Here is a 26,985-nt window from a genome sequence, read left to right on the forward strand (position 1 = left end):
CATGACGTCGTCCTCGACGTGTCAGATCAAGCATAGGTTCAGGCTATGCCCGGTTCAAGCCGACAACAGCCGTTGCGGCATTGAGTAGCGGAGCCATGCCCGTCCTGCGGTGCAGCATGGAAACCGGATAACGGCTTCAATCATTGACGAGACCGAGCGAGTGCACGTACGCCGTGTCAACACCGACGACATGCTCGAACGACCTGTAAGCCGCAGATGAATTGGGTCCCACGTCTCAGCACCAGTCTCTGCATCGTTGCCGCTCTGTTGGCGATGCATTCAGCGCCGGCGCCAGCGCAATTGACAGGTCACGGTGGGCCCGTGCGGGCGATTGCGATTTCCAGTGATGGCAACAATGTTCTGTCGGGCAGCTTCGACACCGCCGCCATCCGATGGTCGCTCAAGACCGAATCCGCCGAGCAGGTCCTTCGCTTTCACTCCGATGCGGTGAACGCGGTGTCCTTCCTGAAGGATGGGCGGATGGTGACTGCCGGAGCGGATGCGAAGGTAGCGATCTGGACGCCTGGCCGGCAGCAGCCGGATCAGGTTTTCGAGGGCCATGGCGCGCCGATCGCTTCACTTGCAGTCTCGCCGGATGGCGCAAGATTGGCTTCTGCCTCCTGGGACCATACAGTTCGTATCTGGTCGCTCGGCGATGGCGCGCAGCAGGTGCTGGAAGGGCATGCGCAGAACGTCAACGGCGTCGCATTCACGCCGGATGGACGATCGCTGGTGAGCGTGGGTTACGATCGTGAACTGAGGATCTGGCCATTGGCGGGTGGCACCCCAAATGTCATCACGCTGGGCTCACCCCTTAATGCCGTGGCAGTCGCGTCTGACGGCGAGATCGTAACGGGTGGTGCGGATGGCAAGCTACGCTTTCTGATGTCGGAGGGCCGGGAAAGCGGCGAGGTGCAAGCTGGCCAGACGCCGATTGTCGCGTTGTCGATCTCTCCAGACGGCACGTCGGTCGCTGCTGCAGGAATTGGCGGTGTCGTGGCGGTCATCGACCGAAAGGCGCGAAGCATCGCGCGAAGCCTGTTCGATACAGGTTCGCCCGTGTGGTCGGTCGCTTTCCTGCCGGACAACGCAACATTGCTGACGGGTGGCGTCGAAGGCAGGATCCGGCGTTGGAATGCGCTGACCGGCGCCCCCATCGGCTCATCGTTGCAAGCCACGCCGCGCGATCCGCTTGCAGCCTATACGGGAGATCACGGGGCCGAGGTGTTCAGGGCGTGCGTTGCCTGTCATACCCTGTCCGAGCAGGACGCACAGCGCGCCGGCCCCACGCTTGCGGGCTTGTACGGCCGCAGGATCGCGTCGCTGCCTGGTTATCGCTTCTCCGACGCACTCAAAGCGATGGACATCGTGTGGACGCCCGAGACCGTGTCAAAATTGTTCGAACTCGGTCCGAACGCCTATACGCCTGGCACAAAAATGCCAGAGCAGCGGATTGGATCCGCGAAGGATCGCAAGGCGCTTACGGATTTCCTGGCGCGCGCCACCGCCAAGTAGCTAACGCTTGGTCTCACGCTCACGGAGATAATCATCGGTCGCGCGAGGCGAAGCGCGTTCGGGCACGCCGGCGAACGGGTCGAACTGTTGTTCACTCATGGCGGTGACGCGGCAGTCCGCGCACATTCTGACCACGTCCAGCCGCTTGTCGCCCGCAGGATACATCCAGTGTCGGCCCTCGAGTTTCGCAGCGATCTTCTCGATCGTGCTCTTTACCCCAAAGGGCTTATTGCAGCGGATGCAAAGCGCCGGCTCTTCCTCCTTGATGATCCGTGCCGGAGCCCTTGCGGCCCGGAAATCGATCTGCGGCCTCAGAGTGATCACCTTTTCCGGGCAGGTGCTCTGGCATAATCCGCACTGCACGCACGCATCTTCGACGAATTTAAGCACGGGACGTTCGGGATCGTCGCGGAGAGCCCCGGTGGGACAGGCCGACACGCAGGCCAGGCACAAAGTGCATCCGTCCGTATTGACGGTAACCGTACCAAGCGGCGCGCCCTGGGACAGCGCAATGACGTCGGTCGGCACAGGCGCAACGCGGTGCAGTTCGTGAAGAGCGAAGCGAAGCAGGTCGCGCCGCTTGCCTACCGTCTTGAAGGTTGCGGGACGCTCCACGGCCGGCGCGGGTTCAATCGACCGCAGCACTTCGTCCAGCACGTCCGGGTCGTCCGTTTCGATAGTCGCAACCCGGCGCCCCGAAAAACCTAATCCGGAAACAATGGCATCAGCCATCGTTATGGTTTGAGAAAGCCCGGAGATGTCGTGCAGAGGTCTCGCGCGGAGGAGAAAGCGTATCCCCGCTGCGCCATAGGCGAAGGATGCCACGACCGCTTCCAATCCAACCTGTGTCACCTCGTTGACGGCGAACGGCAGCACATTGGCGGGAAGCCCGTCGCCGTGGCGGGCGAGCGCATCGATCAGCGTGCTGCCATGTTGGGTGTCGTGCAGCAGCACGACCGCACCGGAGCCGCCGGCTTCGCGGTAGGTCAAAAGCATTGCGCGCAATTTGTGCAGCAGCGCATCGGGCGGCGGAAGGGCATAGGTTGCTGCACCCGTCGGACAGGCCGCGGCGCACTGGCCGCATCCGGCGCAGACCTCGGCGTTGATCTTGACGTGATCGCCATGTGGCGTGATCGCTCCGGTCGGGCAGAGATCGAGACAGCGATGGCAACCCGTCAGCCTCGAGCGCGAATGGACGCAGATCTCTGCGGTGAAATTGACGTATTTCGGCTTGTCGAAGTTGCCGACGAGGTCGCGTGCCCTGAGCACCGCACGCAGCATCGCGGCCGGGTCCCGCGGATCCGCGCGGAGATAGCCGTCGCGCAAGTCATGCGCAGGAAAAAGCGGCTTCCCGCCGGAGAGATCAAGGACGATGTCGCAGCGCGAAGTCAGGCCGTCGCACGGAGCCTCGAAGACGAGCGTATCGCGCGAGGAGGGGCGGGGGGCCGCATAGTCGTCGACCGTCAACTCGAAGGCCCCCAAATGGCCCTTGGCGTTACGGATCGTTCCTTGGACGATCGGAAAGGATGTCGTCGCCGGCGGCATAATCTGTGACGGCTTTGTGATCATGATCGTCACGTCGAGATGATCGGCAAGCAATCGACCAGCTTCGACCGCAAGTTCGTCGCGGCCATAGATCAGGATCACCCCTTCGCTCGATAGGGTGACAAACGGAAAAGCAGGCGCAGCCTCGGACACAGCGGCGAGCAGTGCTGCCATTTTTGGGCCTGCCTTGGTTCCCTCCACCGACCAGCCGGCCGTCTCGCGAAGGTTGATGAAATCCAGTTTCCCCGAACGCCCCTTCGCCTCGTCGCCAAACAGTGGGGCCTCCTGGGTGCAGCCGACGATGAGCGGTCCTTCCGCCTTCGCCGCGTTGCGAAAATGATCGAGCTCGGCCCTGCAGAGCTGGCGGAACTCGGCGATTTCGCTTTTGCGGCATCCTCGCTTCACGGCGGCCGTATCGAGGCGCATCGTGTCTTCGCACGAGCAGATCAGGATCGTGTTCGGCGGATCAGGCATGCGCAGCCCTTCACCTCCTGAAGAGGTCCGGGAACGACGGCGAGCGGACTCGCGTCGCCCCTCCTGGTCGATTAAGTTATTCTCACGAGAGAAGAAAAGAAAGCTGGAGGTCCGCCTGAAACCGACAGCCCCTGGGCACTCATCGGTCACGGAGCCAATCAATCTGCCTCCGCCATTCACGCTGGTGAGGCTGCGCGAAAGTCGTGACTCTTTCGCCCATGCCATGCATATCGCCGAAGAGAGTGGGGCAGGTACGCTGACCTACGTGGGGCGGTTCGATCTTGCCGAGTTCGCAGTCGTCCTTGAACCTGGCGAGCCCTTGCGTACCGCGCGCCGCGCTTTCTATGCGGGGATGGTGGCGCTGACCGACGCCTTGCGCGCGTATGCGCCGCCGAACAAGGAGATTGCGATCGACTGGCCGGACGCGATCCGTGTTGACGGCGGCCTCGTTGGTGGCGGGCGGCTCGGCTGGCCTTCGTCCGCAAAGGAGGACGAGTCGCCGCGCTGGCTGGTGTTCGGTGCCATGATCCGGACGGTTGCGATGAGCGACAGGGAAGCCGGCGTTTATCCGCTCGCTTCCGCCCTGGATCAGGAGGGTTTTGGTGAGGCCGGCGCGATTCAGGTGACGGAGAGCTTTGTGCGGCATCTGATGCGCGCTCTCGACGCCTGGCAAGCCTATGGATTCGACGGCATCGCACGCGAGTTTCTAAGTCGGTTGCCGCGTGCGCGGCAAACCACATATGTGATCGCTGACAACGGTGACCTTATTGCTCGCCGGATTGGGACAAACAGGACCGATCGGCACGACCTGAAGAAGGGCTTGCTATCGCCGTCATGGTTCGATTCAATACTCGGAGGACCGCGTCTGTGAAGCTCTTGCGCACCATCGCGCTCGATCCATCCGACACGTTCGTGTTCGACGTGCCGGCGCAGCCCGGCGATTGGGCGGTGTCGGGCGCCTTCCGCTTTTGTAATCGGGATGCAGCGAAGCTGAGCGGCAAGGACCGTTCGGCGTTTCGAAGCGGTTTCCTCGGCGTGCAATCCTGGGGCTGGTCGACACTGGTGCAAATCGTCCCCGCGACTGAAGGCGATCGCCGGACGTTGGTGGAGCTCCTTGCGAAACAACTGGTCGAACGGTTCGGGGCGCCGGACCTTGCAACCGCGCGCCTTGCCGCTGAAGAGGAAGTCGCCTTTGCGCAATCACTCTGCACGCATCCCATCAGCGCGCTGATCGCGGTCCACCGCTCGGCGAGCAATGGCGAGGTCCGCGAGTCATTCCGCAGATTGCAACTGCGCGAGGGCCAGCGTCACGGCAAGGCGTTCTCGTTCATGGAAGTGGAGGACGACACCGAGCCCGACAAGGATCTCAATCTTGCGAATATGAGCGAGGAGCCGTCGCGCCGATGAGGGATTTCTGGATCGCCTGCGGCCACCATCTGCTCGATCACAATGCGAGCGGCGGGCTCGTGGTCACGGATGAGTTCCTGAAGGCCTACTTCGTGCGCCCCGAGTTGATGCCGCCGGACGACGCTTGCGCGGTCGAACGCAGGTTGCACCAGGAGCTGCTCGCTGACCCGGGCCGAGCAGTCGCTGCGGAGGAGGTAGCTGCGATCGCCGATGCAGATGCGCGGGAGAACTGGCAATTCGTACTGGCATTTCGGAAGCTTCTGCTGCGTGAACCCACGTTGGAAGCGGCCTACCTTGCATTGGTTCGCTCACGTCACGTCAACCTGCCGCCGCTGTTTGTGAACCACCTTGTTCACGTGATCCTGCGAAATGCGCTTGACGGCTGCGAGGACCCGTTCGTGCTGCGCGCGGCCGAACTGTTCTTCCGGCCGCAGCGTATCGTGCGGCACGAACACTTGCTGCTGTTGGGCGACGAGGAAATCATTGGCGGGCCAAGCCAAACGCCCGTGTTGTCGCTGATGTCCATGTTGGGGGCAACAACCGGCGCGGAGGTCGACGTCCTCAGCGAGGGGAATGCCGACAGCTACTGGCAGCGCAGCGATCAGTTCGATCTTGCGCTCGATTTCACCGGCGGAACGCGGGGCCCCGCTGCGCTGGCAGAGGCCATGGGGCGCTGGATTACTCATTTGCTTGGATTTGCCGTCGGAATTGAGCCGCTCACCGCCCTGCGCGATGCGAAGCTCACCTGGTATGTTGGGCTCGATGCTGAAGCCACCCGGATGGGCGACCAGCTTTGGCATGGAGAGGCGCTGGACGACCGCACCGCAAGCCGTGTGCTGGCGCTGTTCCGGCTCGCTTTTCCAGATTCCAACCTGGTCGTTGATGCGGTCGGGCGCGAGCCGGTCTACCTGATCCTTGCAACGACCTCCGATCAGCTGGTGCAGATGAAGCCGCAGAATCTGTTGACGGGGTTGCCGATCAAGCACCTGGAGGCTGCAACGTGAGCCCCGGCGCGCTGCCATTGTTGCGCATTCCGGTCGGCGTTGTCGTCGAGCGCCGCAAGGCGGATTCCCCATGGATTGATTTTGTCTGGCGCGGCATCGGCGTCTTGCCGGATGAGTCGGAGATGATGCCGTGGACTGTCCTACGGGCGCAGGAGGGATTGACGCTCTTTTATGCCGGGAACGCCATGGTCGATCTCTATCGCTCGGAAACCGAGCGCTACCGCGACAATCTTGCCACGGGCGCTCCCCGCATCTGGATCGTATTGACTCCCTCCGAGGGCGCCTGGCCCTATGCCGTTTCGGCCGTCACCGCAGATCCAGCGGAAGGCGAGGCATTCACGGAAGCGGGTGCCAATCTGGTCGAAGCGGTGCCAATGCCTGAGATACTGCATAAGGCGATTGAAAATTTCATCGCCGAGCACCACGTCGAGAGGGAATTCGTCAAGCGCGAGCGACGCCGCGCCGATCCTGAGGCGCTTGCGCGGCGTCACCACGACGGTGAGCACGAATGAGCGACGAGCAATTCCTGGCGCGCTGGGCGCGCCGCAAGCTAGAGGCGAAGGCCGGTCACGCTGAACCAGCCCCTGAAGAAGCCGCTGAGGCGCATGGGCCGGCGCTGTCCAACCGGGCCACGGCAGAGCCGGCTCCCCCGGAGACGGAGCTGTCGAACTTGCCCCCGATTGAATCGATCGATGCTGCCACCGACATCAGGGCTTTCCTGCGCAAAGGCATTCCGCAGGAGTTGAGCCGGGCGGCGCTCCGTCGCGCCTGGAGCGCCGATCCCACCATCCGCGATTTCGTGGGGTTGGCGGAAAACGCCTGGGACTTCAACGACCCGAACGCCATGGCTGGCTTCGGTCCGCTGGACTATTCGGCCGAGCAAATTGACGCTCTCGTCCGCCGCGTCGTCGGGGGCGTGGTAGAGGCCGCCGAGGGCCTCCCCAATCCGCGCGAGGCTGCTGAAGACGCCGCGCGATCGGCTCCCGCGGAGGCCGGTTTCGAGCAATCATCAAATCCGGTGAAGGCGATCACGGAACCTCGACCACTCGGCGAGTTCGCAGCCGCGGAATTGCCGTCGAATTCTACTGCATCGCAACCCGTAGCTGCGAGTGAAGAGACTCCCCTTCGGCGCCGCACCCATGGCGGGGCGTTGCCCCGGTAGACTGCGACTAAATGCGATAGCCTCAGGCTATGGCTATCAATTGACCGCTCCCGGACACGCGGCTAGTCTTTGTTACGCAAACGCAATCAAGCGCTTGGCCCCCTGGATGGGAGGTCGGCATGCGCGATGCGGGCCTTGAACGAGCCATCGATGCGGCGGGCGGCGTTGCCGAGCTTGCCCGAAAAATCGGTATTGCCCAGCCCTCGGTGTCGAACTGGAACAGGGTGCCCGCGCAACGTGTGATTGCGGTCGAAGGCGCAACGGGTGTGTCGCGCAAAGTGCTTCGTCCCGATCTCTATAGCGAGCCGGCCGCGCCGGACGACGCGGTTGATCCGACCGATGCCGCGCGCGCGCAGGAATACGCGCTGCTTGCAACCTTGCTCTCGTCCGCGCCGTCGGCCGCATTGCTCGAGCAGATCGCGCAACTGCATGGCGATGCGACGCCGCTTGGACGCGCCCACGCAACCCTTGCAGAAGCTGCATCGGTAGCGGCCGTATCCGAGGTCGAGCGCGAATATTTTGACCTCTTCGTCGGTCTGGGGCGCGGCGAGTTGCTGCCTTACGCATCCTATTACTTGACGGGCTTTCTCCACGAGCGTCCGCTGTCGCGTCTGCGCGACGATCTCGCCGCGCTCGGCATTGAGCGGGTCGAGAGCAATTTTGAGCCCGAGGATCACGCGGCGACGCTGTGCGAGATCATGGCGGGCCTTGCGGTGGCACGCTTTCCGGTGCCAACGGAAGCACAGCGCACATTCTTCGAGAAGCATGTGTCCCGCTGGATGGGACGTTTGTTTGCCGACATGGAGAAGGCGGAAAACGCCAAATTCTACCGGTCGGTCGGAACACTTGGACGAAATTTTCTGGAAATCGAATCCGAGGCTTTCACGTTCGTCAACTGACCAGCGCCGCTGGTCCAGGAGAGATGCGATGAAGGACGAGCAGAGAACGACAGTCGGACGCCGCGATTTCCTTCGCAAGGTCGGCATCGGCACGGTCGGTGCGGGCGCGACGCTGGCAACGCCCTTGATCACGCCTGCTCAGGCGGACAGCGAGACCGACGATGAGAAACGCAAGGCGCGCTACAAGGAGACCGATCATGTGAAGGCGTACTACCGTGTCAATCGCTATCCGGGTTGAGAGGAGGCGGCCGTGCTGATCAGGAGAACACAACAGCGTTCCGAATCCGCTTCACGCGGATCAATCGCGGGAGGTTTGTCCGGGCAAACCAATGGTCTCGACCGCCGCACCTTCCTGCTCCGGTCCGGCCTTGGTGGCGGCGCTCTCGCCGCAGTGAGCACCCTGCCGGTCGGCGGCATCCGCAAGGGGAAAGCAGCAGTGGCAGGTCCCCTCACATCGGGAGCAACCGTTCGCAAGAGCGTCTGCACGCATTGTTCGGTTGGATGCACCGTGACGGCGGAGGTGCTGAACGGGGTGTGGATCGGCCAGGAGCCGAGCTGGGAGTCCCCGATCAATCGCGGATCACATTGTGCCAAGGGCGCTTCGGTGCGCGAGCTCGTGCACAGCGAGCGGCGGCTGCGCTATCCGATGAAGCTTGTGGGCGGGCAGTGGACGCGTGTCTCCTGGGATACGGCGATCAACGAGATCGGCGACAAGCTCCTGGAAGTCCGCGAGAAATCTGGGCCCGATTCCATCTATTGGCTCGGCTCGGCCAAAATGACGAACGAAGGCGCCTATCTGTTCCGCAAGCTTGGCGCGTTCTGGGGAACCAACAACACGGATCATCAGGCGCGCATCTGCCATTCAACGACCGTTACCGGCGTGGCCAACACCTGGGGCTACGGCGCGATGACCAACAGCTTCAACGATATCCGCAATGCCAAGACCCAGGTCATCATGGGCGGCAATCCAGCCGAGGCGCACCCTGTATCGTTGCAGCATCTGCTTGAGGGCAAGGAGCTTCAAAAGGCCAACTTTGTCGTCATCGACCCGCGCCTGACGCGAACCGCGGCACACGCGACCGAATATGTTCGGATGCGGCCGGGCACCGACATCCCGGTGCTGTACGGCATGATGTGGCACATCCTCCAGAACGGGTGGGAAGACAAGGAGTTCATCCGACAGCGGGTCTATGGATTCGATGATCTCCGGAAAGAAGTGGAGAAGTGGAATCCGGCAGAAGTCGAGCGTGTCACCGGCATTCCCAGCGAGCAGCTCAAGCGCGTCGCCAAGATGTTTGCTACCGAGAAGCCGGCAACGCTGATCTGGGCCATGGGCCAGACCCAGAAGACCGTTGGCACCGCCAACGTGCGGGCCAGTTGCATCGCACTGCTGATGACCGGCAATGTCGGCGGAGCGGGCATGGGCGCCAACATCTTCCGTGGCCATGACAACGTGCAAGGCGCGACCGATGTCGGGCTCGATATCGTCACGCTGCCGTTCTACTACGGGCTCGCCGAAGGCGCGTGGAAGCACTGGTCGCGGGTTTGGGAAGTCGACCATGAGTTCCTGAAGTCGCGCTTCGACTCCAAGCAGATCATGGAAACGCCCGGCATCCCGCTGACCCGCTGGTTCGAAGCGGTGACGCTGCCGAAAGATCGGATCGCGCAGAGGGACAATGTGCGGGCCGTGTTCGTGCAGGGGCACGCCAGCAACAGCATCACCCGCATTCCTGAATCCCTTAATGGCCTGAAGGCGCTCGAGCTGCTCGTCATCGCCGACCCGCATCCGACGACCTGGGCCTCGCTCTCGGTCGAGGCGGGACGCAAGGATGGAGTCTACATTCTCCCGGTTGCCACGCAATTCGAGTGCAAGGGTTCGCGCGTTGCCTCGAACCGCTCGTTGCAATGGGGCGAGCAGGTCGTGAAGCCGATCTTCGAATCGAAGGACGACCTCGAGATCATCTATCTCCTGGCGAAGAAGTTCGGCTTCGCCGACAAGATGTTCAAGAACATCAAGGTCGAGAACAATCTGCCCGAGGCGGAGGATGTGCTGCGTGAGATGAACCGCGGCAGCTGGTCGACGGGATATTGCGGGCAATCGCCCGAGCGCCTCAAGGCGCATATGAAGAACCAGGCGAAGTTCGACATGCTGACGATGCGGGCGCCCAAGGACGATCCCGAGGTCGGCGGCGACTATTACGGTCTGCCTTGGCCGTGCTGGGGATCACCTGAAGTCAAGCATCCGGGCACGCCGCTGCTCTACAACACCAATCTGCACGTGATGGACGGTGGCGGCACGTTCCGTCCGCGCTTTGGCGTCGAGCGCGAAGAGAAGCTGCCCGACGGCACCACGCGCAAGGTCAGCCTGCTCGCGGACGGCTCGTACTCGAAGGGTTCGGCGATCGAGGACGGCTATCCGGAATTCACGCTGGCGAGCCTGAAGAAGCTCGGCTGGGACACGGAGCTCACGGAAGCCGAAATGGCTGTTATCAACAAGATCAACCCGGCCAAGCCAGACGTGGTGTCGTGGTCGCTCGACCTGTCGGGCGGAATCCAGCGTGTCGCGCTCATGCATGGTTGCGTGCCCTATGGCAACGGCAAGGCGCGGATGAATGCGTTCGGCTTGCCCGACCCCATTCCGGTACACCGGGAGCCGATCTACACGCCGCGCGTCGACCTGGTCGCGAAATATCCGACGTTGCCCGACGCCGAGCAGTTCCGGGTGCCCAATATCGGCTTCTCGGTGCAAAAGGCGGCGGTCGAGAAGGGGATCGCGAAGCAATTTCCGCTCATCCTGTCGTCCGGCCGTCTGGTCGAATATGAGGGCGGCGGCGAGGAGACGCGCACCAACCCTTGGCTCGCCGAATTGCAGCAGGACATGTTCATCGAGATCAATCCAGCCGATGCCGCCGAGCGCGGCGTCACGGACGGTGGCTGGGTCTGGGTCACGGGCGCAGAGAACAATTCGAGGGCCAGGATGAAGGCGCTCGTCACCGAGCGTGTCGGCAAGGGCGTTGCCTGGATGCCTTTCCACTTCGGCGGTTGGCTCGCAGGCAAGGATCTTCGCAGCAACTACCCCAAGGGCACCGATCCGATCGTGCTAGGCGAAAGCGCGAACACGATCACCACCTACGGGTATGATCCCGCGACGAACATGCAGGAGACGAAAGTCACTCTCTGCCAGATCGCGGCGGCATAAGGAGCAACGACGATGGCACGGATGAAATTTCTCTGCGACGCCGACCGTTGCATCGAGTGCAACGCCTGCGTGACGGCCTGCAAGAACGAGCACGAGGTCCCCTGGGGCATCAACCGGCGTCGTGTCGTCACCATCAATGACGGCAAGCCGGGCGAACGCTCGGTCTCGATGGCCTGCATGCACTGCACCGATGCGCCCTGCGCTGCGGTGTGTCCGGTGAACTGCTTCTACACCACCGCCGACGGCGTGGTGCTGCACTCCAAGGACCTCTGCATCGGCTGCGGCTATTGCTTCTACGCCTGTCCGTTCGGCGCGCCGCAATATCCGAAGGTCGGCAATTTCGGCTCCCGCGGCAAGATGGACAAATGCACCTATTGCGCCGGCGGTCCCGAAGCCGACGGCAGCAAGGAAGAATACGAGAAATACGGCGCGAACCGGCTTGCCGAAGGCAAGCTGCCGCTCTGCGCCGAGATGTGCTCGACAAAATCGCTGCTCGCCGGCGATGGCGAGATCATCGCCCAGATCTACAGAGAGCGCGTACTGAAGCGCGGCTACGGCTCGGGCGCATGGGGCTGGAAAACCGCCTATCGCGAGACGATCGAGTCCTGAAGCAGGCCGCGGCCACGCGGCGTAGATGCCGAGGAGGAGTTCATGTCGTCATCCGGAAGGTTCATTCCAGTCACCATCGGCGCGTGGGCATTGCTTCTGTTGATCATTGCGGCGCCGGCACCGTCACCGGCCCAGCAGGTCAATCCGACAGCGAGCTCGGTTAGCGAGCGGCAGCTGCTCCAGGAAACGGACCGGATCCAGGGGCGCGTCAGCATTCCCGACCAGCGCTCCAGCGTGCTCATGCAGCCGGCTGGCCGCGAGTGGCGTGAATTCCGCAACGTGGCGCTACGTTGGATTGGCGGGGTTGCCATCCTCGGCATGCTGGCGGTTCTCGTGATCTTCTATTTGACGCGCGGCATGGTCCGTCTGGAAAGCGGACGATCCGGCCGCACAATCGTGCGCTTTTCCTTATTCGAGCGTTTCGTGCATTGGATGACTGCGACCTGCTTTGTCGTTCTGGCGATTTCCGGATTGAACATCACGTTCGGCCGTCCGTTGCTCCTGCCGCTGATTGGCCACGAGGCGTTTTCCGAATGGTCGCAGTGGGCGAAGTACGCGCACAACTACCTCAGCTTTCCGTTCACCATCGGAGTCGTGCTGATCTTCCTGATGTGGATCGCTGGCAACGTCCCGAACAAGGCGGATGTCGATTGGATCAAGCGCCGTGGCGGTATGGTGGGTCACGATCATCCACCGGCCTATCGTTTCAACGCCGGCCAGAAGGCGATCTATTGGATCGTGGTCATCGGCGGAGGCCTGGTGGCGGCCACCGGATATGTGCTGATGTTCCCGTTCTATCTGTCAGGTATCGAAGGGATGCAGTTCGCGCAGATCGTTCACTCCATCGTGGCGATGCTCTTCATCGCGGCGATGCTGGCGCACATCTATATCGGGACGATCGGTATGGAAGGCGCGTTCGAGGCAATGGGCAGCGGCACTGTCGATGTCAACTGGGCCAAGGAGCACCATGGGCTCTGGCTTGAAGAGCAGAATGCGCGCGCCGAAGCGAATGCACGGCCCCGGCCGGCGGCCACCGCGGCGGAGTAGGGATCGCGCGGCCCATAAATGTGCCAGGCGCTTGGTCAGAGCCGCACGCCCGTCGTCGCAAACGCTTGTTGGACGGGTTCCTGGATCTGGTCAAGGACGACAAAACCGGCCGCCGCGATCACAATTGCGGCTGCGCAGGCGAGCAAGAAGGCTTTCATGGCAAGGCTCCGCAGGAGATCGGGGGGTAGTTTATATGAGCGAGCAACCTGCGGACAACTGAATCAGCACGTACCAAAATCCGATCGTTGGTTGGCCGGTTGGCACGATAGCGCCGCCGAATCTACCACAAGAACGGAGAGACCATAGTCAGCTGTCGAGCAGTAGTTTGACGAAACAACATAGGCAATCATCGCGACTCCTTGGCGCAATTGCAGAGCCGTCAGGAAGAAACTGTCCGCAGATCATTTAGGTCGCGCCGATGATCGGCACATCGCGTGCCTTTGAATTATGACAAATTTTCTGCTGGCGGCGGCCTTACGGACCGGGCAGCTCGATCCGCGGGCTGGACGAGCACCCGGTCGTGCATGTGGCGTTCAACGACGCCGAGGCTTTTGCCAAGTGGGCAGGCAAGGAACTTCCGACCGAGGCCGAATGGGAATTCGCGGCGGACCTCGCCACTTTGCGCTGTTTCGCGATCCTGGCGACCCAGGTTCGAGCACCCGTGCCCCCGCCTTGAGGCGCTATTCCGACCGCGAAATCGAGCGGCGGGCGTCCCTCATTTCCGCTATGATCAAGCCATGACGATCGGGATCACCGGACCCGAACGGAAGGTACCAAGGCAGAGTGCCGTGGTCGGGCTCACTATTGCGGCCGCTGTCATTGGGGTTTGCCTGATCCTGCTCTGGCTCGCGACCGACCTCCTCGTCGACTGGCTGTGGTTTTCCTCGATCAATTCTCCGCAGGTTTTTTGGACGACAATCGGTGCGAAAACCGTCATCTTTCTTGCGGTCTGGACCGGAACCGCCATCATCCTTTGGGTGAACGGATGGTTCGCCCTGCGCTTTGCCCGACGGCGGTCGACACAGCTTGTCACCGCTTCGGTGTGGAACTTCGCGGTCAACGCGCCGCCAGATTTGCTTGCGCTTTTACGCGGTCGACTGCCATGGTCCCGGTTGACCGTAGGTGGGGCAGCTTTGCTTGCTCTGCTCGTCGCCGCCGCAGAAGTCGGCAACTGGGGTGTCTTCCTGCGGTTTGTCTATCAGGTGCCATATGGCGCAGACGATCCGCTCTACAACAAGGACATCGGCTTCTATCTCTTCTCGCTGCCCGCCTATATCCTCATCAAAAACTGGATGATGCTCGCGCTCGTTCTGAGCGCGCTTTTCGCCGCGGCGATCTACTGGGTGCACGGCGATATCGAATACGACCTTCATCATCGATCAATGTCGTCGATGGCGATTGCCCACGGCTCGGTGCTGCTCGGTCTTTTCTTTGCGGTGAAGGCCTGGTCCTATGGTCTTGATCGCTATCTGCTGCTTTACGGCGACAACGGTGTGGTCGTCGGCGCAAGCTACACCGATGTCCACGTGAGGCTCCCGGCCTTGTGGTTGATGATCGGACTTTCGGTCATCGCGGCGTTCGCCACGTGGGCAAATTTGCGAGTGCGCACCTACCGGCTTCCAGCCGCCGCGTTCCTGCTTGTCGTGATCGGGTCTTTCGTGCTGGCCAGCGTGATTCCCGTGCTGTTCCGGGAGTTCTTCGTCAAACCAAGCGAATTGGAGCTGGAAAGGCCCTATATCGAACGCAACATTGCGCTCACCCGGCAGGCTTACAATCTCGATCAGATCGCAGCCAAGCCGTTTGCGGCGGAACAGAAGCTTAGCTTCAAGACGCTCGACGCCAACAAGGCGACAATCGACAATATCAGGCTGTGGGACTGGCTGCCCTTGTCGGACACCTACGCGCAGCTGCAAGAGATCCGCACTTACTACAAATTCCATGATCTTGATGTTGATCGCTACTGGCTCGATGGCTCCTACCAAAGCGTAATGCTCTCGGCTCGCGAATTGCAGCCCTCCCTGCTGCCGCCGAATGCCCAGACATGGGTCAACCGCCACGTGCTGTTTACTCACGGCAATGGCGCGGTGATGAGCCCGGTCACGCGCAAAAGCACCGAGGGGCTACCGCTGCTCTATTTGCGGGATATCCCTCCGGTTGCGGATGGAGGCCCCAAAATCCACGAGCCGCGCCTCTACTACGGCGAACGGAGCGACAACTACGTCATCGTCAAGGGGAGCACGCCGGAGTTCGACTATCCGAAGGGAAAGGACAATGTCTACGCGGCTTATGACGGTACGGGCGGCGTTCCGATAGGAGCGATGGTGTGGAGAGGCCTGTTCGCTTACTACTTCAACGACCCGAACCTACTGCTCTCAAGTTACATCACGACCGACAGCCGTATCATGATCCGGCGCAATATCGGGGAAAGAGTACGAACGATCGCCCCGTTCCTCAGGCTCGATCACGATCCTTATCTGGTCATCAGCAATGGGCGGATGTTCTGGATGCAGGACGCCTACACGGTGAGTTCCTACTTTCCCTCCGCGCAGCCGGCGCAAGACGAGGATATCAACTACATTCGCAATTCAGTGAAGGTCATCGTCGATGCCTATAACGGGACCGTCGACTTTTACCTGATGGAGACCGGCGATCCGATTGCAGCGACCTATCGGCGTATCTTTCCGAGCCTGTTCAAGCCATTCTCGGCCATGCCGGCGGATATGCAGAGGCACATTCGCTATCCGGAGGACCTGTTCCTGATTCAGGCGCAGCTCTATCAGAGCTATCACATGGAGGCCGCTGACGTTTTCTATAACCGCGAGGATCTCTGGCAGTTCCCGCGCCAGCCGGGCGGCGGCGGCATTGCGACGATGGCCCCATATTACATCATCATGCGACTGCCCGGCGAGCCGCAGGCCGAGTTTTTCCTCATGCTTCCCATGGTGCCAAGCCGCCGCGACAATATGATCGCGTGGCTCGCCGCGCGTTGCGACGCACCCGACTACGGCAAGCTGATTGTCTACGAGTTTCCCAAGGAGAAGCTCGTCTACGGGCCGTTCCAGATCGAAGCGCGGATCAATCAGAGCACCGATATATCGCAGCAGATCACGCTGTGGAATCAGATGGGCTCGCGGGTGATACGCGGTGCGAACCTGCTTGTGATCCCAATCGAGAACTCGATCCTCTACGTAACGCCGCTCTATTTGCGAGCGGAGCACGGACACCTGCCGGAGCTGAAACGCGTGATCGCAGCCTATGGTGAACATGTGGTGATGAAGGAGACGCTCGACGAGGCCTTGTCAGCACTGTTTATCGAGCCTGGCGCGGTGCAGCCGGTCTCGAGCACGAAGGAGGAAATGCCTGTCGCACGCCCGTCGGCAAGTCAGGCACGGGAGGCGCTCGACCGCTACAATCATGCCGTTGAACGATTGAAGTCCGGCGACTGGAAAGGCTTTGGCACGCAGTTCGACGCAATGCGCGAGCTTCTGGAGGAAATGAACCGGCACGCCACGGGCCACTAGCGTCGCGGCTCCTTTGGCGCTCATTGGAGAACACAGGGGCTGCATAGTTCGGGCTGAACACGCAACGAAGAGAGGCCTTGAGCTTGATCCGATACAGGCGGTGTTTGCACTCGCGGTACGAATGCCGCTGAGACGCGAGGTGGACCGCAAGCAGGTCGAGCTGGATCTCCTCTGTGAACCAACCGACAGGCCCACTGTCGCGCCTACTGCTGTAGCCACTGACTGAGTTCATCTTCAGTTACAACACGCTCGAAATTCTCGGTTTTGCTTTTGATGCGGTATCGAATGCGTCCGTCCGCCTCAATCGGGAGGCATGCAACAATAGTGTAGACGGTCCGTTCGCCATTGTCGGCGCGGCCCTGCGGTCGCTGGGCTTGATGATGAACGTCGTCGTTGATCGAGAAGATGTAGGGCATTGTGTTCCTTACAGCATTTGGGGCGCGTGCGCCGCACAGAGAAGCCCGCCGGCCCGCTGATTGCAATCAAGGTTTTGCGGGCCGTGAACAGTCCCTTCGAGAAGGCCGCGGAACCCGAGGCCAGCCGCGGCGCCCTCTCATCTCATTCCCGTGGCAACCCATGCCACCGGTGGTATGGTGAAGGGGTTCGACCTATTGAATGACTTGATGGCCGCGCCCCGAGGGGGCCTTTCCAAGACATCGCTGGATCGAATTTGCTCACACGGATTGTGGGTAACGAACCCTTTCGTGGGTATTGTTGGAGACGGATAATGGCAACGGGTGTCGTGAAGTGGTTCAACGGCCAGAAGGGCTTTGGCTTTATTCAGCCGGACAATGGTGGGCCGGATGTATTTGTTCACATTAGCGCCGTCGAGCGTGCGGGCCTTCATGGACTAGCCGAAGGGCAGAAGGTCTCCTTCGAGGAGAAGACCGATCCGAGGCGCGGAAAGACGAGCGCTGAAAATCTGAAGACCCTATAACATCGGTCGACGCTTCGGTTTCACGGATGTACTGAGAAGCAGGCTACAGGGGGATATCATCGCCGACCTGCGGCGGAGATGCCGCACGATTGTTCGTTAAGTTTTATCGTTCATCCGCTAGGTCGTGGAACTTAGCACCAGCGGCACCGTCCCCAGCGTGCGCAGCAGCCGCCGCAACCCCCGCAGCCACCGCAACCACGCACAGCTCGGCAACCACGGCAGCCACGGCAACCACCGCAACCTCGGCGAACAACAACGGCGGCTAGCTGCACGTCGCTTCCAGCATTTTCCTTATCGAAGAGATAGAACGTGGCGAGACTGACGTCGGCCATTTCCTCTTCGCCAAGAACGAAGCGCTGATTGGGCGAGATGTTGTCAGAATGCGGGATATGAGCAGTGGGTATCGTGTGCGCGGATGCGCTCCCCGCCAGCGAGAGACCCAGTCCGGCCGTACCGAGTGCCGTCACGGCGGCGGCTTTGGTTGCGCGTGCGTGCTTCGCAGCTTGCTTCACCCGTGGCATGGTCGCCATCCTTTCGGAAGTTGTCGTGAAAGGGTCAGCTTGACGTAGCAAGTGTGCCTGTACGTCTAGAAATGCGACCTAGCGCATTCGGTTCCCCTTCGCGCGCGGGTCTTTTTGAGTTGCAACTGGTGGCGGACCCGACTGACCGTCTGACGATGTCCGTTAACAGGGGCAGAGCGGAAGTTGGACTTCGCGGCGGTCAATGCGGATTTTGACCCGAAGCCGACAGGTTCGAACAGCTGGCGCTTTCCGCAAGGCTCCAGCCAGCGAGGCGACTGCGCAAGTGCTGCTCAAGAATTAAACGTCGATTGGTTTTTAATCTGGTGAGCGCGTAAAGGGTACAAACCGCACGAGGCTGGCGGCGCGCGTTGTTGTCTTGCCCGGGCCGGTTTTTTCCACCACCGTGAGCTGCTGAGTGGTGTAGGCAGGTCCCACCGGCATCACCAGCCGGCCACCCAATTTGAGCTGCTCAATCAGCGGCGCCGGTACGTGCCCGAGCGCTGCGGTGACGATGATTGCTTCAAAAGGACCGCAATCGGGCCAGCCAGCATAGCCGTCGCCAAGCCGAACGCTCACATTGTCATACGCGAGGTCCTTGAGCGTTTTGGCTGCGGCTGCGGCCAACTGCGGGATGATCTCGATGGTGCAGACCTTTCGCGCCAGGTGCGCAAGGATGGCAGCCTGATAGCCCGAACCCGTACCGACTTCGAGCACAACATCATCGGGCGCGACGTAAGCCAGCTGAGTCATCAAGGCCACGATGAATGGCTGCGATATGGTCTGGCCGGCGCCGATCGGAAGCGGCATGTCTGCGTATGCGATGGAGCAAGATCGCTCAGGGATGAACAGATGGCGTTGTGTTTGCCCCATGGCCTCAAGGACTCTCCCCGACAGCCCCTGCTGTCCCAAAACACTGACGTGGGACCGGGCGTAGGACCGGATGGTTTCGACCATGGCGGCGCGTTCGAGGACGCATTGCGCGTCCTGTGCGGTCACTTCGCGCACGACGGTCACCATAGAAAGCACGAGCAGCAGCAAGGTCCTCATGAGCCGTCTCCCCGATCTCGGTGGCGCGGCGGCGACAAGGCCGGTTGCGACGCACCCGCAGCAACCAGTCATGCCGGCGCTTTGGGTCACCATCTATCTATGACGCGCGGTTGAGAAAGATCGGCAACCCCTGCTTGTTGCCGTAGATGGGGCGATAGCGCTCCGTGTTGTAGCTGCTGGCGACGTCCAATTTGCGCGGGCCGAGCTTGGCGTCAGGGATGGGCACGAGGTCGTAGCAGCCCTCTACCAGCGCCGACATGAGGCCGGTCTTGCCTTCCAGGATGGCATCGTAGGCCATGTTGCCGAAAGTCAGGGCCACAAGCTTGTCGATGAAGTCCGGATCGCCCGATCGCAGGTCGTAGGTGAGGTCGGAGGTGATCGTCTCCTCGCCGGCGCGCCGCTTGATCTCGTCGGCAAGCGATTCCGCCACGTTGGCCTTCTTGCGGTGACCGTAGGCGTCAGGCTCGCCGTATTCCTGCAGGTTGAAGCCCTCCCACTCGGCACCCTCGCTGAGCACGATCAGCGCGTAGTTGCTTGGGTTCGCTCGCTTCTCCTCGAGGAGCAGCTGGATCAGTTTGTCGAGGTTGACCTTGTACTCCGGTATGACGCATCGTATCGAGGTCGCATACGCGGCGTAGAGCGCTGTGAATCCAGCATCGCGGCCAAAGACGCGAAAAATGCCAATTCGCTCATGCGAGCCGACAGTGGTGCGCTGTCGCTGGATGGCATCGCTGGCGCGGGTGATCGCGGTCGAGAAGCCGATGCAGTACTCGGTGTTGCGGACGTCGTTGTCCATCGTCTTCGGGATGGCGATGATCTTGACGCCGAGTTCGTTGAGCTTGGCCGCATAACTGAGCGTGTCGTCGCCGCCGATGGCGATCAGGTGTTCGATTCCGAGCCCCGAAAGGTTCGCCAGCACCTGGCCGGTGAGGTCCCAGGTCTTGGTTACGATGCCGTCCTTGGTACTCGGGGAGACTGGAACGTCCCTGCCGACGAGATGATCGGGCAGCTTTTGTATTTTGGACGGATTGATGCGGCTCGAGTGCAGCACGGTGCCGCCGCGCCGGTCGATAGTGCGAGTGTTTTCACGGTTGAGCGGGATGACGTAGTGAGACCTGCTGGTCGGGTCCTCGAGGTTCAAGTGTGTGAGGGCCTCCCAACCACGGCGGAGACCGACGACCTCGATGTCGTTCTCACTGCCGCGATAAGTCACGCTCTTGATGACTGCGTTGAGGCCGGCGACGTCGCCGCCGCCCGTGAGAATGCCGATGCGTCTTTTCGCCAAGCCAAACCTCCCAGCATTGGCAGGTCGTAATAATGCACAGCGCAGCTTCGCTACTCGGCTGCTTCCGGCTTGCGCTCCTCACGCAGCCGAAATCGCTTCACGAGTGCGGATACGGTGTCGCGGAAGCCGCCATATTCCAGCTCAGAATAGGGCAGCATCGCAGCGCCGGACCAGCCCTGGCTGCGCATCTCGATTGCCTTGCGTTGCGCGCGCCGGCGCACCTCGTCCCACGCCGGGTTGTCGAAGAAATCGGTATAGGACTCGGAAAAGCGGCCGTCCTTGTCGACCGAAAAGCCAGCGCAAGAAACGATCGGCAGGCAGTACATGCCAGTGACCGGTGTATTGAGCGGCACGGGCATCAGCGGCATCACATGCGAGCCGCGCGCATCGCCGCCCACGAAGTGTGCCTTGGCGAAGGGCGAGATAATCTCCTCGGGCGCCGGGAAAATTCCCTGGTTTCTGATGATTGCGACCGGATCGTCCTTGCCGGTGTACTTGCCTGCGATTGCGTGAAGACGTTGCGCCGACACGGCGACGGCAACCTCGCCATATGTTTGAGAAACGATGCGATCAATGCCAAAGCGCTCGTTGTCGCGGAGCAGCGCGGCCATGTGGTAGTTGTCCTCGGGCGCATCGAGTTCGATCACGCTGTCGCCCGCCGTGTGGTCCATGTCGATGACATGGAAACGGAATCCCTTGATCATCGGGGGTAGCATCAGCCCGGCGCAATACATGGGATCAGCGAAGGCGAGGTAGAGCGGCAGGTTATAGGCGCCGGGGCCGCATTTGTCGGCGGCGAACACCATGAATGATTCCGCGGGTCTCGGCCCCGAGAGGCTGTGGTCGAAGCTGAGCAGGCGACGCCCGGGCCGGCACCGCGAATGTTTCCGGAAGGTGCGTCTGCGAGAAGATCCTGGCCGGCGCCGTAGAGACCGGAAGTCCTTGCAACCGAAGTGGCCGCAAGAAACGCCTTCCAGGCGAGTTGATGGATCTCGGAGCTCCCCTCGCCCCGAGTGTGCGTCATGATGATCGCAATGTCGTCGCCGGTGTGGCAGACAAAACCGTCGATCAACAGACCTTTGCAGATCGCCTTCGCGACCTCGCCCTCGACAGCTGCCATCATGCGTGAAGATGGTTTCGTATGCCCGCCGACTGAGCCAACGTCAGCCTTGATGACCGAAAGAGTGAGTCTCATGAGCTTTCTCTCCGACCAGCACAGCGCGACGCCTCTGCGCAGGCTGCGCCGGGGCGACGGCGCTGCTCATACGCCGGAAGAACGTCTGATGTTACGTTAGGTTCCGCAGATGCCCTTCCTGCTCGAAAAATTCGGGCTCATCCGCTTCCCGAGATGTTCAACCACCTTAAGGATCATCCCAGAACCGATAGGATAAGTGGATCATGCGCCATCATTTTCTGCGGTGCAAGAGTCCGGTTTTGGCCCGCGTGATACATGCCGGTGCAGTCTGACGATTTCCGTTTACAGGGGTAGACCGGAAGAGAGCGGCATTTTCCGCCGCTTGTCCCCGCACTGTAGGTAAGAAGGTGTCGAAACCACTGGAGAAGCGGCAGCCCAAAGAGCTCAGCAAGCGCCAGCTTTACGCCATCCTAGCTGAGGCGGTCAGGAATACGGACTAAGAGCTAGCCCGCGGAGTGCGCCCGCCCTCCATAGTCCTGAAACGGGAAATGATATTGCCCGTCAGAATGCGGCGTCTATTGCAGATCGTGCCAAGATCGGGAAAGTTCGGCAATCCATGACGGCGTGTTCCGCCCGTGAATACACCGTATGGTCGGCCCAGAACAAAACGGGCCACGTTGTCATTTCAAACTAGGCCACTGTCGCCGGAAACAGGCCAGTGCCAAGACTTTGACTTGCCGCTTGGCCTATCACACAGCGCCTCAAAAGTGACCGACGGAAGTTATTCGCATTTTCGCAGTGCCGTCATCATCTTCTCAGCCAGCAACAACAACGGCGACGGTCTCTACCTCGTCATTGCGAGTGCAAGAACTGGTGCTACCGGTACTGGAAAGAAGGTAAGCCGCGCTGGCTCGGTCTAGGATCGCTCAAGGACGTGTCGCTAAAGGACGCGCGGCTTGTCCGCGACGCAGCGCGTCTTCGTGTCAAAGGCGATCGCAGCGCCCCCGGCGTCGACATCGTGTGGAGAAGCGAGCGGCGCGCGAGCACTGGTCGATCTGGAGCACGAAGCATCGCGGTCAATGGCCGTCGTCGCTCAAACTGTACGCTTACCCGGCAATTGGAAACTCACGACCCCCGAGATCAAGCCTAGCCACGTCTACGAATTGTTGCGGGCGATCCGGGTTTGAAAAGCGAGAGACGGCTACAACTTTCAGAACAATGCACCACCTAGCAGGACCTTGGGAGCGATCCGAAACCGCCGGCCGTCTCCCTAAGGAGGGCAAGAGCGTCGCGCGTGCCGTGAGTGAGACGGGGACATCCTATCGAGAAACGTTCTGCGGGTTGGACTTGAGCATCGTAGCTCACTTGATCCTTCCGCTGCTGTGTGATCCGTTAGTGCTCCCAATCAGCATGATCCAAGGCATTAGAAAGCTGAAGTAAAAGTTGCGACAATTGTTTTTTGTCGGCGATTGGGAAATCTTTGAATAGCCGAGCCTCGCGCTTACGCGAGGCTTCGGCCATTCTCGTGGCGAAATCTCTACCTTCGCGGGTAAGCTTGGCGATAGCGGCTCTGCCACGGGAGCGAGTCTGCTCGATCGAGATCAGCCCTCGATCCGCCAGGATGGCGAGACTGCGACTTGCTGCAGCCTTGTCGACGTCGGCAGCGTCGGAAAGTTCACTGACATTGAGGGATTCGATGCTCTTGAGCGTCATGAGAAGACGCCATTCCACGATGCCGATGTTCCAGGCCGCGCGGTAATACGCAGTCGCGCCTCTGTTGAGGCGCATGCCGAGGGTCGACACCAGCACGGCCACATGTTCACGGGCCAGCATTCCGGCATTCCGGGAACGTTCGTCCGAAGCTTTCTCCCTCTCGAATTTCTTGGTCGCCGGCATTTTCGAAGATCTCCAATGGACTTCGTTCCAAGTCCCGCATTTTGCAGTGCATTGATCCAGATCAAATTTCTTGACAAAACATTTATTGACATATCAACATAGAGCCCAATCTCCCAATTCCAAGAAAAAAGTGGCGAGAGTGACATGGAAGGAAACGGCTTGGTCGCCGGTCTTGATCAGGCGAGGACGTATGCCGGCGCAATCGATTGCGACCTTCATCCGGCTGTGCCCGGGATGGGCGTCCTCCTGCCCTATCTGGACGATTATTGGCGCGAGATGGTCTCCGTCCGCGCGCTCGACCGTCTCAATCTGAGCCTGACCAGCTACCCGCAGAACTCGCCACTATCCTGTCGTCCGGACTGGCTTCTCCCGGGTGGTGCGAAGGCGGGCTCCTCGCTCGAAGCGATGCAAGACCATGTGCTCGATCGGCTTCGACCGCGTTATGGAATTCTAAACTGTCTCTACGGCGCGCAGGTCCTTCACAGTGAGGATATGGCGGCAGCGTTCTGCCGAGCGACCAACGACTGGATCAGGGATCACTGGCTCAATCGAGATCCGCGCCTCCGCGCCTCGATCGTGATCCCGTCGCACAACGCGGAACTCGCCGTGGCGGAAATCGACCGCCGCGCCGACGACTTCCGGTTCGTGCAGGTGCTCATGCTGGTGTCCGGTGAAACGACGCTAGGCCGGCGACATCTCTGGCCCATCTACGAACGCGCCGAGCGCCTCGGCCTGACGATCGGAATTCACGCAGGAAGCGCCTATCGATATGCGCCTACCGCCGTCGGGTGGCCGTCATACTATGTCGAGGACTATGTGGCGCAATCCGCCGCATTCGAGAGCCAGCTTCAAAGCCTGATATCGGAGGGCGTGTTCGCGAAGTTCCCCGGGCTCAAGGTCGTTGCAATCGAATCCGGGTTGACGTGGCTGAGCGGGTTCATCTGGCGCGCCGACAAGACATGGAAAGGCGTGCGAGCCGAAGTTCCGTGGGTCACGCGCACGCCGTCGGAGATCATCCGCAACAATGTGCGTTTCACGGTGCAGCCGGTCGATGCGGCGGACGAGGGTGAGGCCATCATGCGGCTCGCCGATCACATCAAGTCGGACGAACTGTTCCTGTTCTCGACGGACTATCCGCATTGGCATTTCGACGGGGACGCGGTCCTGTCCGGCGGGCTCTCCGATACGCTCTTCCGCAAGATCGCCAGTGAAAATGCGCTTGCGACTTACTCGCGATTGGCCAAGGCCGATCAGATCATGGAGGTTGTGCCATGAGCACCGTTGAACTCGAGCGGCCACGGGCCTCGAACTACAAGCTGAGAGTGATCGATTGCGACATCCATCCGGCGATGACCTCCTGGACCGAGGTGCATCCCTATCTGGAAAGGCAATGGATCGAGCATCTCACGGTCTACGGCAGCCACCTGCGCCACGCCTTCTCCGAGGCACTGTCGCATCCGCGCATGTCGCCCGACGCTGCGCGGATCGATGCCTATCCGGAGGAGGGCGGGCCGCCGGGATCGAGCCTTGAACTGATGAAGAAGCAGCACCTCGATCCGAACGGGATCGAGGTGGGCATGTTGATACCCCTGCGCTGGAATCCGGGCAGTCAGAGAAATCTCGACCTTGGCGTCGCATTGACCCGCGCGATGAATACCTGGCAGGTCGAACGCTGGGTGAAGCAGGAGCCGCGTTTGAGGGCCTCGGTGCTGATCGCCCAGGAGGACACGGTTGCCTCCGTCGCCGAGATCGATGCCAGGGGAGGGGATCCCAACTTTACCCAAATCCTGATCCTGCCCAAAACGGACGAGCCGCTCGGACGCCGGCGCTACTGGCCGATCTATGAGGCGGCAGTGCGCAACAATCTGCCGATCACGATTCATGTCGGTGGCACCAACGGCCATCCGTCGACCGGCGGCGGATGGACATCCTATTACATGGAGGAACATCACTCGGTCGCCCAGACCATGCAGGCGGTCGTGGCCAGTCTCGTGTTTGAAGGCGTCCTGGAGCGCTTTCCGGAGTTGCGCGTCGTGATCATGGAGGGCGGGTTGGGCTGGGTGCCGTCGCTCAATGCGCGCATGGACAAGCACTGGGCACGCCTTCGGAGCGAGGTTCCCCACGTGAAGAAGCCGCCGTCGGAATACGTGCGCGAGCAGGTGTGGTTCAGCACGCAGCCGATGGAAGAGCCGGCGACGTCAGCCGAATTGATCGATCTGTTCGACAGGATCGGATGGGACCGGCTGCTGTTTTCCACCGACTACCCGCATTGGGATTTCGACGATCCGCGCTACGCGTTTCGCGCCAACCTCACGAAGGCCCAACGCGAGCAGCTTCTCTACGAGAATGCGCGCAAGTTCTACAGGTTGGACTGATGGCCCGGCATGTGGTTGCGACCGTGGATCAGATCCCGCTGGACCAGCGCCTGCTGGTCCAGGTCAATGGACGCGAGATCGGCATCTTCAATGTCGGGGGCGAGTATTTCGCCGTCGGCAATCGTTGCCCGCATGAGGGGGCGTCCTTGTGCAAAGGGCGCATCGTCGGGCTCGTCGAGGCGACGGGGCCCGGTGACTATCAATACAGCCGTCGTGGTGAGTTGTTGCGCTGCCCGTGGCATGGCTGGGAATTCGATCTGCGAACCGGTCGGTCATGGTGCGAGCCGGATCGCACCAAGGTCCGAAGCTATGATCTGAAAGTCGAGCCCGGAGGCGCGCTGATCGAAGGCGAGCTGCGCGCCGAAACGTTTCAGGTCACGATCGACAAGCAATACGTTGTCTTGGAAGTCTGAAGACCAGTGAATCAATTAAGCAAATAAAAGCGCATTGGGAGGAGTAAGTGTTGTTCAAGCTAGGAATGTCGGCGGCTGTCGCCTGTTTCGTGGGTCTGTTGAGCTCCGCGCAAGCCGAGGACGGTTCTTGGGACAAGGTCGTCGAGGCCGCCAAGAAGGAAGGCAAGGTCGTGGTCTACAACATGGCCTTGGGCGCTCCCTACTTCACGGCTGTCCTCAAGTCGTTCGAAGCGAAGTACGGAATTCCGGTCGAGAGTCTCGACCTCCGTGCCAGTGAGCTCTCCGAGCGCATCCGCACCGAGCAGGCGGCCGGCCGCTTCCTGGGCGACGCGGAAATGGTCACGACGACCATGATCGAGGAGCAACTCAAGAACGGCGATTTCGTGCAGAAACTGCCGCCGATCCCGAATGCCGCCCATTTGCGACCGCCGTTCAAAGCCAATGAATACAGCGTGCCGGCCTTCATGCAGCCGATGGGCATCCTCATCAACACGCGGCTGGTCAAGGAGCAGGACATCCCGACGAGCTGGAACGATCTCAACGATCCCAAATGGAAGGGCAAGATCCTCTCGGACGACATGCGGCCGCTCGGCAGCGGGAATACCATGTTCGCCATCCTGGAAAAGACCATGGGGACCGACTTCAATCAGAAGCTCGCCGAGCAAAAGCCCGTGTTCAGCCGCGATATGCGAAACGACGCGCGGCGCGTCGCTCGCGGCGAGTACGCCATCTATATCCCGCAGATCTTTGCCTTCACGTCCGATCTGAAGGGGCTGCCGGTGAAAGTCGTGATTCCGAAGGAGGGTGCACCTTTCGCGGAGATGGATCTCGCGGTGCTCAAGAACGCGCCGCATCCCAACGCTGCGCGTTTGTTCATCGACCACTTCCTCAGCGTCGAGTCGCAATTGCTCTACGCGAACGCCTGGATGCTTCCGGTGAACGCCGCGGCCGCCGAGCGCGCCAATCCGGACGCGCAGCAGTTCGTGAATGCCAA

At 61.1% G+C, this 26,985-nt stretch carries 25 protein-coding genes and 2 pseudogenes; 19 read left to right on the forward strand and 8 right to left on the reverse strand.

Annotated features, from left to right (window positions below; translation table 11 throughout):
- The first annotated feature begins 216 nt into the window (after window positions 1–216).
- Complete coding sequence (locus J4G43_RS12340; protein WP_208084962.1) at window positions 217–1,515, forward strand: c-type cytochrome; 1,299 nt, start codon at window positions 217–219, stop codon at window positions 1,513–1,515.
- Here the strand turns inward: J4G43_RS12340 and J4G43_RS12345 are convergent, their stop codons facing one another.
- Complete coding sequence (locus J4G43_RS12345; RefSeq protein ID WP_208089301.1) at window positions 1,516–3,486, reverse strand: 4Fe-4S binding protein; 1,971 nt, start codon at window positions 3,484–3,486, stop codon at window positions 1,516–1,518.
- A 232-nt stretch (window positions 3,487–3,718) separates the two neighbouring features.
- Here J4G43_RS12345 and J4G43_RS12350 point away from each other — a divergent pair, with 232 nt between their 5' ends.
- The 10 genes from J4G43_RS12350 (at window position 3,719) to J4G43_RS12395 (ending at window position 12,861) form a co-directional block, all read left to right on the forward strand.
- Window positions 3,719–4,405 (forward strand): biotin/lipoate--protein ligase family protein, encoded by a 687-nt coding sequence (locus J4G43_RS12350; protein WP_249814770.1) that lies wholly within the window; start codon window positions 3,719–3,721, stop codon window positions 4,403–4,405.
- Window positions 4,402–4,941 carry a DUF6505 family protein gene (locus tag J4G43_RS12355; RefSeq protein ID WP_063985312.1) on the forward strand — a complete coding sequence of 180 codons (540 nt, stop codon included), beginning with the start codon at window positions 4,402–4,404 and terminating at the stop codon, window positions 4,939–4,941. Before J4G43_RS12350 ends, J4G43_RS12355 begins: the two co-directional genes overlap by 4 nt.
- The gene (locus J4G43_RS12360) at window positions 4,938–5,945 is read left to right on the forward strand and encodes a DUF6352 family protein (RefSeq protein WP_208084964.1); all 1,008 of its coding nucleotides are present in this window, start codon (window positions 4,938–4,940) and stop codon (window positions 5,943–5,945) included. The genes J4G43_RS12355 and J4G43_RS12360 overlap by 4 nt, the downstream gene beginning before the upstream one ends.
- Window positions 5,942–6,457: a DUF3305 domain-containing protein gene (locus J4G43_RS12365; RefSeq protein ID WP_071916335.1), complete on the forward strand. Its 516-nt coding sequence runs from the start codon at window positions 5,942–5,944 to the stop codon at window positions 6,455–6,457. The genes J4G43_RS12360 and J4G43_RS12365 overlap by 4 nt, the downstream gene beginning before the upstream one ends.
- Entirely contained in the window at window positions 6,454–7,107 is a 654-nt protein-coding gene (locus J4G43_RS12370) for a DUF3306 domain-containing protein (protein WP_208084965.1), read from the forward strand. Before J4G43_RS12365 ends, J4G43_RS12370 begins: the two co-directional genes overlap by 4 nt.
- Window positions 7,108–7,226: 119 nt before the next feature.
- On the forward strand, window positions 7,227–8,006 hold the full coding sequence (locus J4G43_RS12375; protein WP_063985308.1) for a molecular chaperone TorD family protein: 780 nt from the start codon (window positions 7,227–7,229) through the stop codon (window positions 8,004–8,006).
- A 28-nt stretch (window positions 8,007–8,034) separates the two neighbouring features.
- Complete coding sequence (locus J4G43_RS12380; RefSeq protein ID WP_208084966.1) at window positions 8,035–8,244, forward strand: twin-arginine translocation signal domain-containing protein; 210 nt, start codon at window positions 8,035–8,037, stop codon at window positions 8,242–8,244.
- 12 nt (window positions 8,245–8,256) lie between these two features.
- Window positions 8,257–11,205, forward strand: coding sequence for a formate dehydrogenase subunit alpha (locus J4G43_RS12385; protein WP_208084967.1), 2,949 nt, complete (start codon window positions 8,257–8,259; stop codon window positions 11,203–11,205).
- Window positions 11,206–11,217: 12 nt separating this feature from the next.
- Window positions 11,218–11,814, forward strand: coding sequence for a formate dehydrogenase FDH3 subunit beta (fdh3B, locus tag J4G43_RS12390; protein WP_063985305.1), 597 nt, complete (start codon window positions 11,218–11,220; stop codon window positions 11,812–11,814).
- Window positions 11,815–11,856: 42 nt separating this feature from the next.
- Window positions 11,857–12,861 carry a formate dehydrogenase subunit gamma gene (locus J4G43_RS12395; RefSeq protein ID WP_208084968.1) on the forward strand — a complete coding sequence of 335 codons (1,005 nt, stop codon included), beginning with the start codon at window positions 11,857–11,859 and terminating at the stop codon, window positions 12,859–12,861.
- Between the two features lie 35 nt (window positions 12,862–12,896).
- Here the strand turns inward: J4G43_RS12395 and J4G43_RS55290 are convergent, their stop codons facing one another.
- Window positions 12,897–13,019 carry a hypothetical protein gene (locus J4G43_RS55290; RefSeq protein ID WP_256376430.1) on the reverse strand — a complete coding sequence of 41 codons (123 nt, stop codon included), beginning with the start codon at window positions 13,017–13,019 and terminating at the stop codon, window positions 12,897–12,899.
- A gap of 305 nt (window positions 13,020–13,324) precedes the next feature.
- Between J4G43_RS55290 and J4G43_RS12400 the strand changes: the two are divergent.
- Both J4G43_RS12400 and J4G43_RS12405 read left to right on the forward strand, forming a co-directional pair.
- Window positions 13,325–13,468: pseudogene (locus J4G43_RS12400) on the forward strand (SUMF1/EgtB/PvdO family nonheme iron enzyme); the annotation flags it as partial.
- Window positions 13,469–13,598: 130 nt separating this feature from the next.
- Window positions 13,599–16,382, forward strand: coding sequence for a UPF0182 family membrane protein (locus J4G43_RS12405; RefSeq protein ID WP_208084969.1), 2,784 nt, complete (start codon window positions 13,599–13,601; stop codon window positions 16,380–16,382).
- A gap of 203 nt (window positions 16,383–16,585) precedes the next feature.
- Here the strand turns inward: J4G43_RS12405 and J4G43_RS12410 are convergent, their stop codons facing one another.
- Window positions 16,586–16,798: a hypothetical protein gene (locus J4G43_RS12410; protein WP_063985301.1), complete on the reverse strand. Its 213-nt coding sequence runs from the start codon at window positions 16,796–16,798 to the stop codon at window positions 16,586–16,588.
- A gap of 311 nt (window positions 16,799–17,109) precedes the next feature.
- On the opposite strand from J4G43_RS12410, the gene J4G43_RS12415 reads away from it, so the two are divergent.
- Window positions 17,110–17,319, forward strand: a complete 210-nt coding sequence (locus J4G43_RS12415) for a cold-shock protein (RefSeq protein ID WP_038945713.1) — start codon at window positions 17,110–17,112, stop codon at window positions 17,317–17,319.
- An 836-nt stretch (window positions 17,320–18,155) separates the two neighbouring features.
- On the opposite strand, the gene J4G43_RS12420 is transcribed toward J4G43_RS12415, so the two are convergent.
- The 4 genes from J4G43_RS12420 to J4G43_RS55595 form a co-directional block, all read right to left on the reverse strand.
- A complete protein-coding gene (locus tag J4G43_RS12420) occupies window positions 18,156–18,887 on the reverse strand; it encodes a protein-L-isoaspartate(D-aspartate) O-methyltransferase (RefSeq protein ID WP_084795290.1) in 732 nt (243 codons plus the stop codon).
- Window positions 18,888–18,984: 97 nt separating this feature from the next.
- Window positions 18,985–20,172, reverse strand: a complete 1,188-nt coding sequence (locus J4G43_RS12425) for a 6-phosphofructokinase (protein WP_208084970.1) — start codon at window positions 20,170–20,172, stop codon at window positions 18,985–18,987.
- A gap of 50 nt (window positions 20,173–20,222) precedes the next feature.
- Window positions 20,223–20,978 carry a fructose 1,6-bisphosphatase gene (locus tag J4G43_RS12430; protein WP_321576323.1) on the reverse strand — a complete coding sequence of 252 codons (756 nt, stop codon included), beginning with the start codon at window positions 20,976–20,978 and terminating at the stop codon, window positions 20,223–20,225.
- Entirely contained in the window at window positions 20,888–21,367 is a 480-nt protein-coding gene (locus J4G43_RS55595; RefSeq protein ID WP_321576324.1) for a fructose 1,6-bisphosphatase, read from the reverse strand. The genes J4G43_RS12430 and J4G43_RS55595 overlap by 91 nt, the downstream gene beginning before the upstream one ends.
- A 688-nt stretch (window positions 21,368–22,055) precedes the next feature.
- Between J4G43_RS55595 and J4G43_RS55925 the strand changes: the two genes are divergently transcribed.
- Window positions 22,056–22,457: an Arm DNA-binding domain-containing protein gene (locus J4G43_RS55925; RefSeq protein ID WP_408581442.1), complete on the forward strand. Its 402-nt coding sequence runs from the start codon at window positions 22,056–22,058 to the stop codon at window positions 22,455–22,457.
- 242 nt (window positions 22,458–22,699) lie between these two features.
- Here J4G43_RS55925 and J4G43_RS12435 read toward each other — a convergent pair whose 3' ends face one another.
- Window positions 22,700–23,203 carry a MarR family transcriptional regulator gene (locus tag J4G43_RS12435; protein ID WP_085403308.1) on the reverse strand — a complete coding sequence of 168 codons (504 nt, stop codon included), beginning with the start codon at window positions 23,201–23,203 and terminating at the stop codon, window positions 22,700–22,702.
- A gap of 144 nt (window positions 23,204–23,347) precedes the next feature.
- On the opposite strand from J4G43_RS12435, the gene J4G43_RS12440 reads away from it, so the two are divergent.
- From J4G43_RS12440 to J4G43_RS12455, 4 genes and pseudogenes are all read left to right on the forward strand, one after another.
- Window positions 23,348–24,478, forward strand: coding sequence for an amidohydrolase family protein (locus J4G43_RS12440; protein WP_208084971.1), 1,131 nt, complete (start codon window positions 23,348–23,350; stop codon window positions 24,476–24,478).
- Window positions 24,475–25,578, forward strand: coding sequence for an amidohydrolase family protein (locus tag J4G43_RS12445; RefSeq protein WP_208084972.1), 1,104 nt, complete (start codon window positions 24,475–24,477; stop codon window positions 25,576–25,578). Before J4G43_RS12440 ends, J4G43_RS12445 begins: the two co-directional genes overlap by 4 nt.
- A complete protein-coding gene (locus tag J4G43_RS12450; RefSeq protein ID WP_208084973.1) occupies window positions 25,578–25,991 on the forward strand; it encodes a Rieske (2Fe-2S) protein in 414 nt (137 codons plus the stop codon). The genes J4G43_RS12445 and J4G43_RS12450 overlap by 1 nt, the downstream gene beginning before the upstream one ends.
- Window positions 25,992–26,173: 182 nt before the next feature.
- A pseudogene (locus tag J4G43_RS12455) lies at window positions 26,174–26,914 on the forward strand (ABC transporter substrate-binding protein); the annotation flags it as partial.
- Between the last annotated feature and the right edge of the window lie 71 nt (window positions 26,915–26,985).

Origin of the sequence: Bradyrhizobium barranii subsp. barranii, from assembly GCF_017565645.3 — a bacterium.
In the GTDB taxonomy this organism is placed as follows: domain Bacteria; phylum Pseudomonadota; class Alphaproteobacteria; order Rhizobiales; family Xanthobacteraceae; genus Bradyrhizobium; species Bradyrhizobium barranii.

What these genes read in the sequence shown, in the direction of transcription:
- J4G43_RS12345 (WP_208089301.1), bottom strand. Translation starts at nt 3,486, where the DNA reads ATGCGCCTCGATACGGCCGCCGTGAAGCGAGGATGCCGCAAAAGCGAA.
- J4G43_RS12405 (WP_208084969.1), top strand. Translation starts at nt 13,599, where the DNA reads ATGACGATCGGGATCACCGGACCCGAACGGAAGGTACCAAGGCAGAGT.
- J4G43_RS12445 (WP_208084972.1), top strand. Translation starts at nt 24,475, where the DNA reads ATGAGCACCGTTGAACTCGAGCGGCCACGGGCCTCGAACTACAAGCTG.
- J4G43_RS55290 (WP_256376430.1), bottom strand. Translation starts at nt 13,019, where the DNA reads ATGAAAGCCTTCTTGCTCGCCTGCGCAGCCGCAATTGTGATCGCGGCG.
- J4G43_RS12395 (WP_208084968.1), top strand. Translation starts at nt 11,857, where the DNA reads ATGTCGTCATCCGGAAGGTTCATTCCAGTCACCATCGGCGCGTGGGCA.
- J4G43_RS12415 (WP_038945713.1), top strand. Translation starts at nt 17,110, where the DNA reads ATGGCAACGGGTGTCGTGAAGTGGTTCAACGGCCAGAAGGGCTTTGGC.
- J4G43_RS12370 (WP_208084965.1), top strand. Translation starts at nt 6,454, where the DNA reads ATGAGCGACGAGCAATTCCTGGCGCGCTGGGCGCGCCGCAAGCTAGAG.
- J4G43_RS55595 (WP_321576324.1), bottom strand. Translation starts at nt 21,367, where the DNA reads ATGAGACTCACTCTTTCGGTCATCAAGGCTGACGTTGGCTCAGTCGGC.
- J4G43_RS12430 (WP_321576323.1), bottom strand. Translation starts at nt 20,978, where the DNA reads ATGGTGTTCGCCGCCGACAAATGCGGCCCCGGCGCCTATAACCTGCCG.
- J4G43_RS12435 (WP_085403308.1), bottom strand. Translation starts at nt 23,203, where the DNA reads ATGCCGGCGACCAAGAAATTCGAGAGGGAGAAAGCTTCGGACGAACGT.
- J4G43_RS12340 (WP_208084962.1), top strand. Translation starts at nt 217, where the DNA reads ATGAATTGGGTCCCACGTCTCAGCACCAGTCTCTGCATCGTTGCCGCT.
- J4G43_RS12360 (WP_208084964.1), top strand. Translation starts at nt 4,938, where the DNA reads ATGAGGGATTTCTGGATCGCCTGCGGCCACCATCTGCTCGATCACAAT.
- J4G43_RS12450 (WP_208084973.1), top strand. Translation starts at nt 25,578, where the DNA reads ATGGCCCGGCATGTGGTTGCGACCGTGGATCAGATCCCGCTGGACCAG.
- fdh3B (WP_063985305.1), top strand. Translation starts at nt 11,218, where the DNA reads ATGGCACGGATGAAATTTCTCTGCGACGCCGACCGTTGCATCGAGTGC.
- J4G43_RS12410 (WP_063985301.1), bottom strand. Translation starts at nt 16,798, where the DNA reads ATGCCCTACATCTTCTCGATCAACGACGACGTTCATCATCAAGCCCAG.
- J4G43_RS12420 (WP_084795290.1), bottom strand. Translation starts at nt 18,887, where the DNA reads ATGAGGACCTTGCTGCTGCTCGTGCTTTCTATGGTGACCGTCGTGCGC.
- J4G43_RS12440 (WP_208084971.1), top strand. Translation starts at nt 23,348, where the DNA reads ATGGAAGGAAACGGCTTGGTCGCCGGTCTTGATCAGGCGAGGACGTAT.
- J4G43_RS12375 (WP_063985308.1), top strand. Translation starts at nt 7,227, where the DNA reads ATGCGCGATGCGGGCCTTGAACGAGCCATCGATGCGGCGGGCGGCGTT.
- J4G43_RS12380 (WP_208084966.1), top strand. Translation starts at nt 8,035, where the DNA reads ATGAAGGACGAGCAGAGAACGACAGTCGGACGCCGCGATTTCCTTCGC.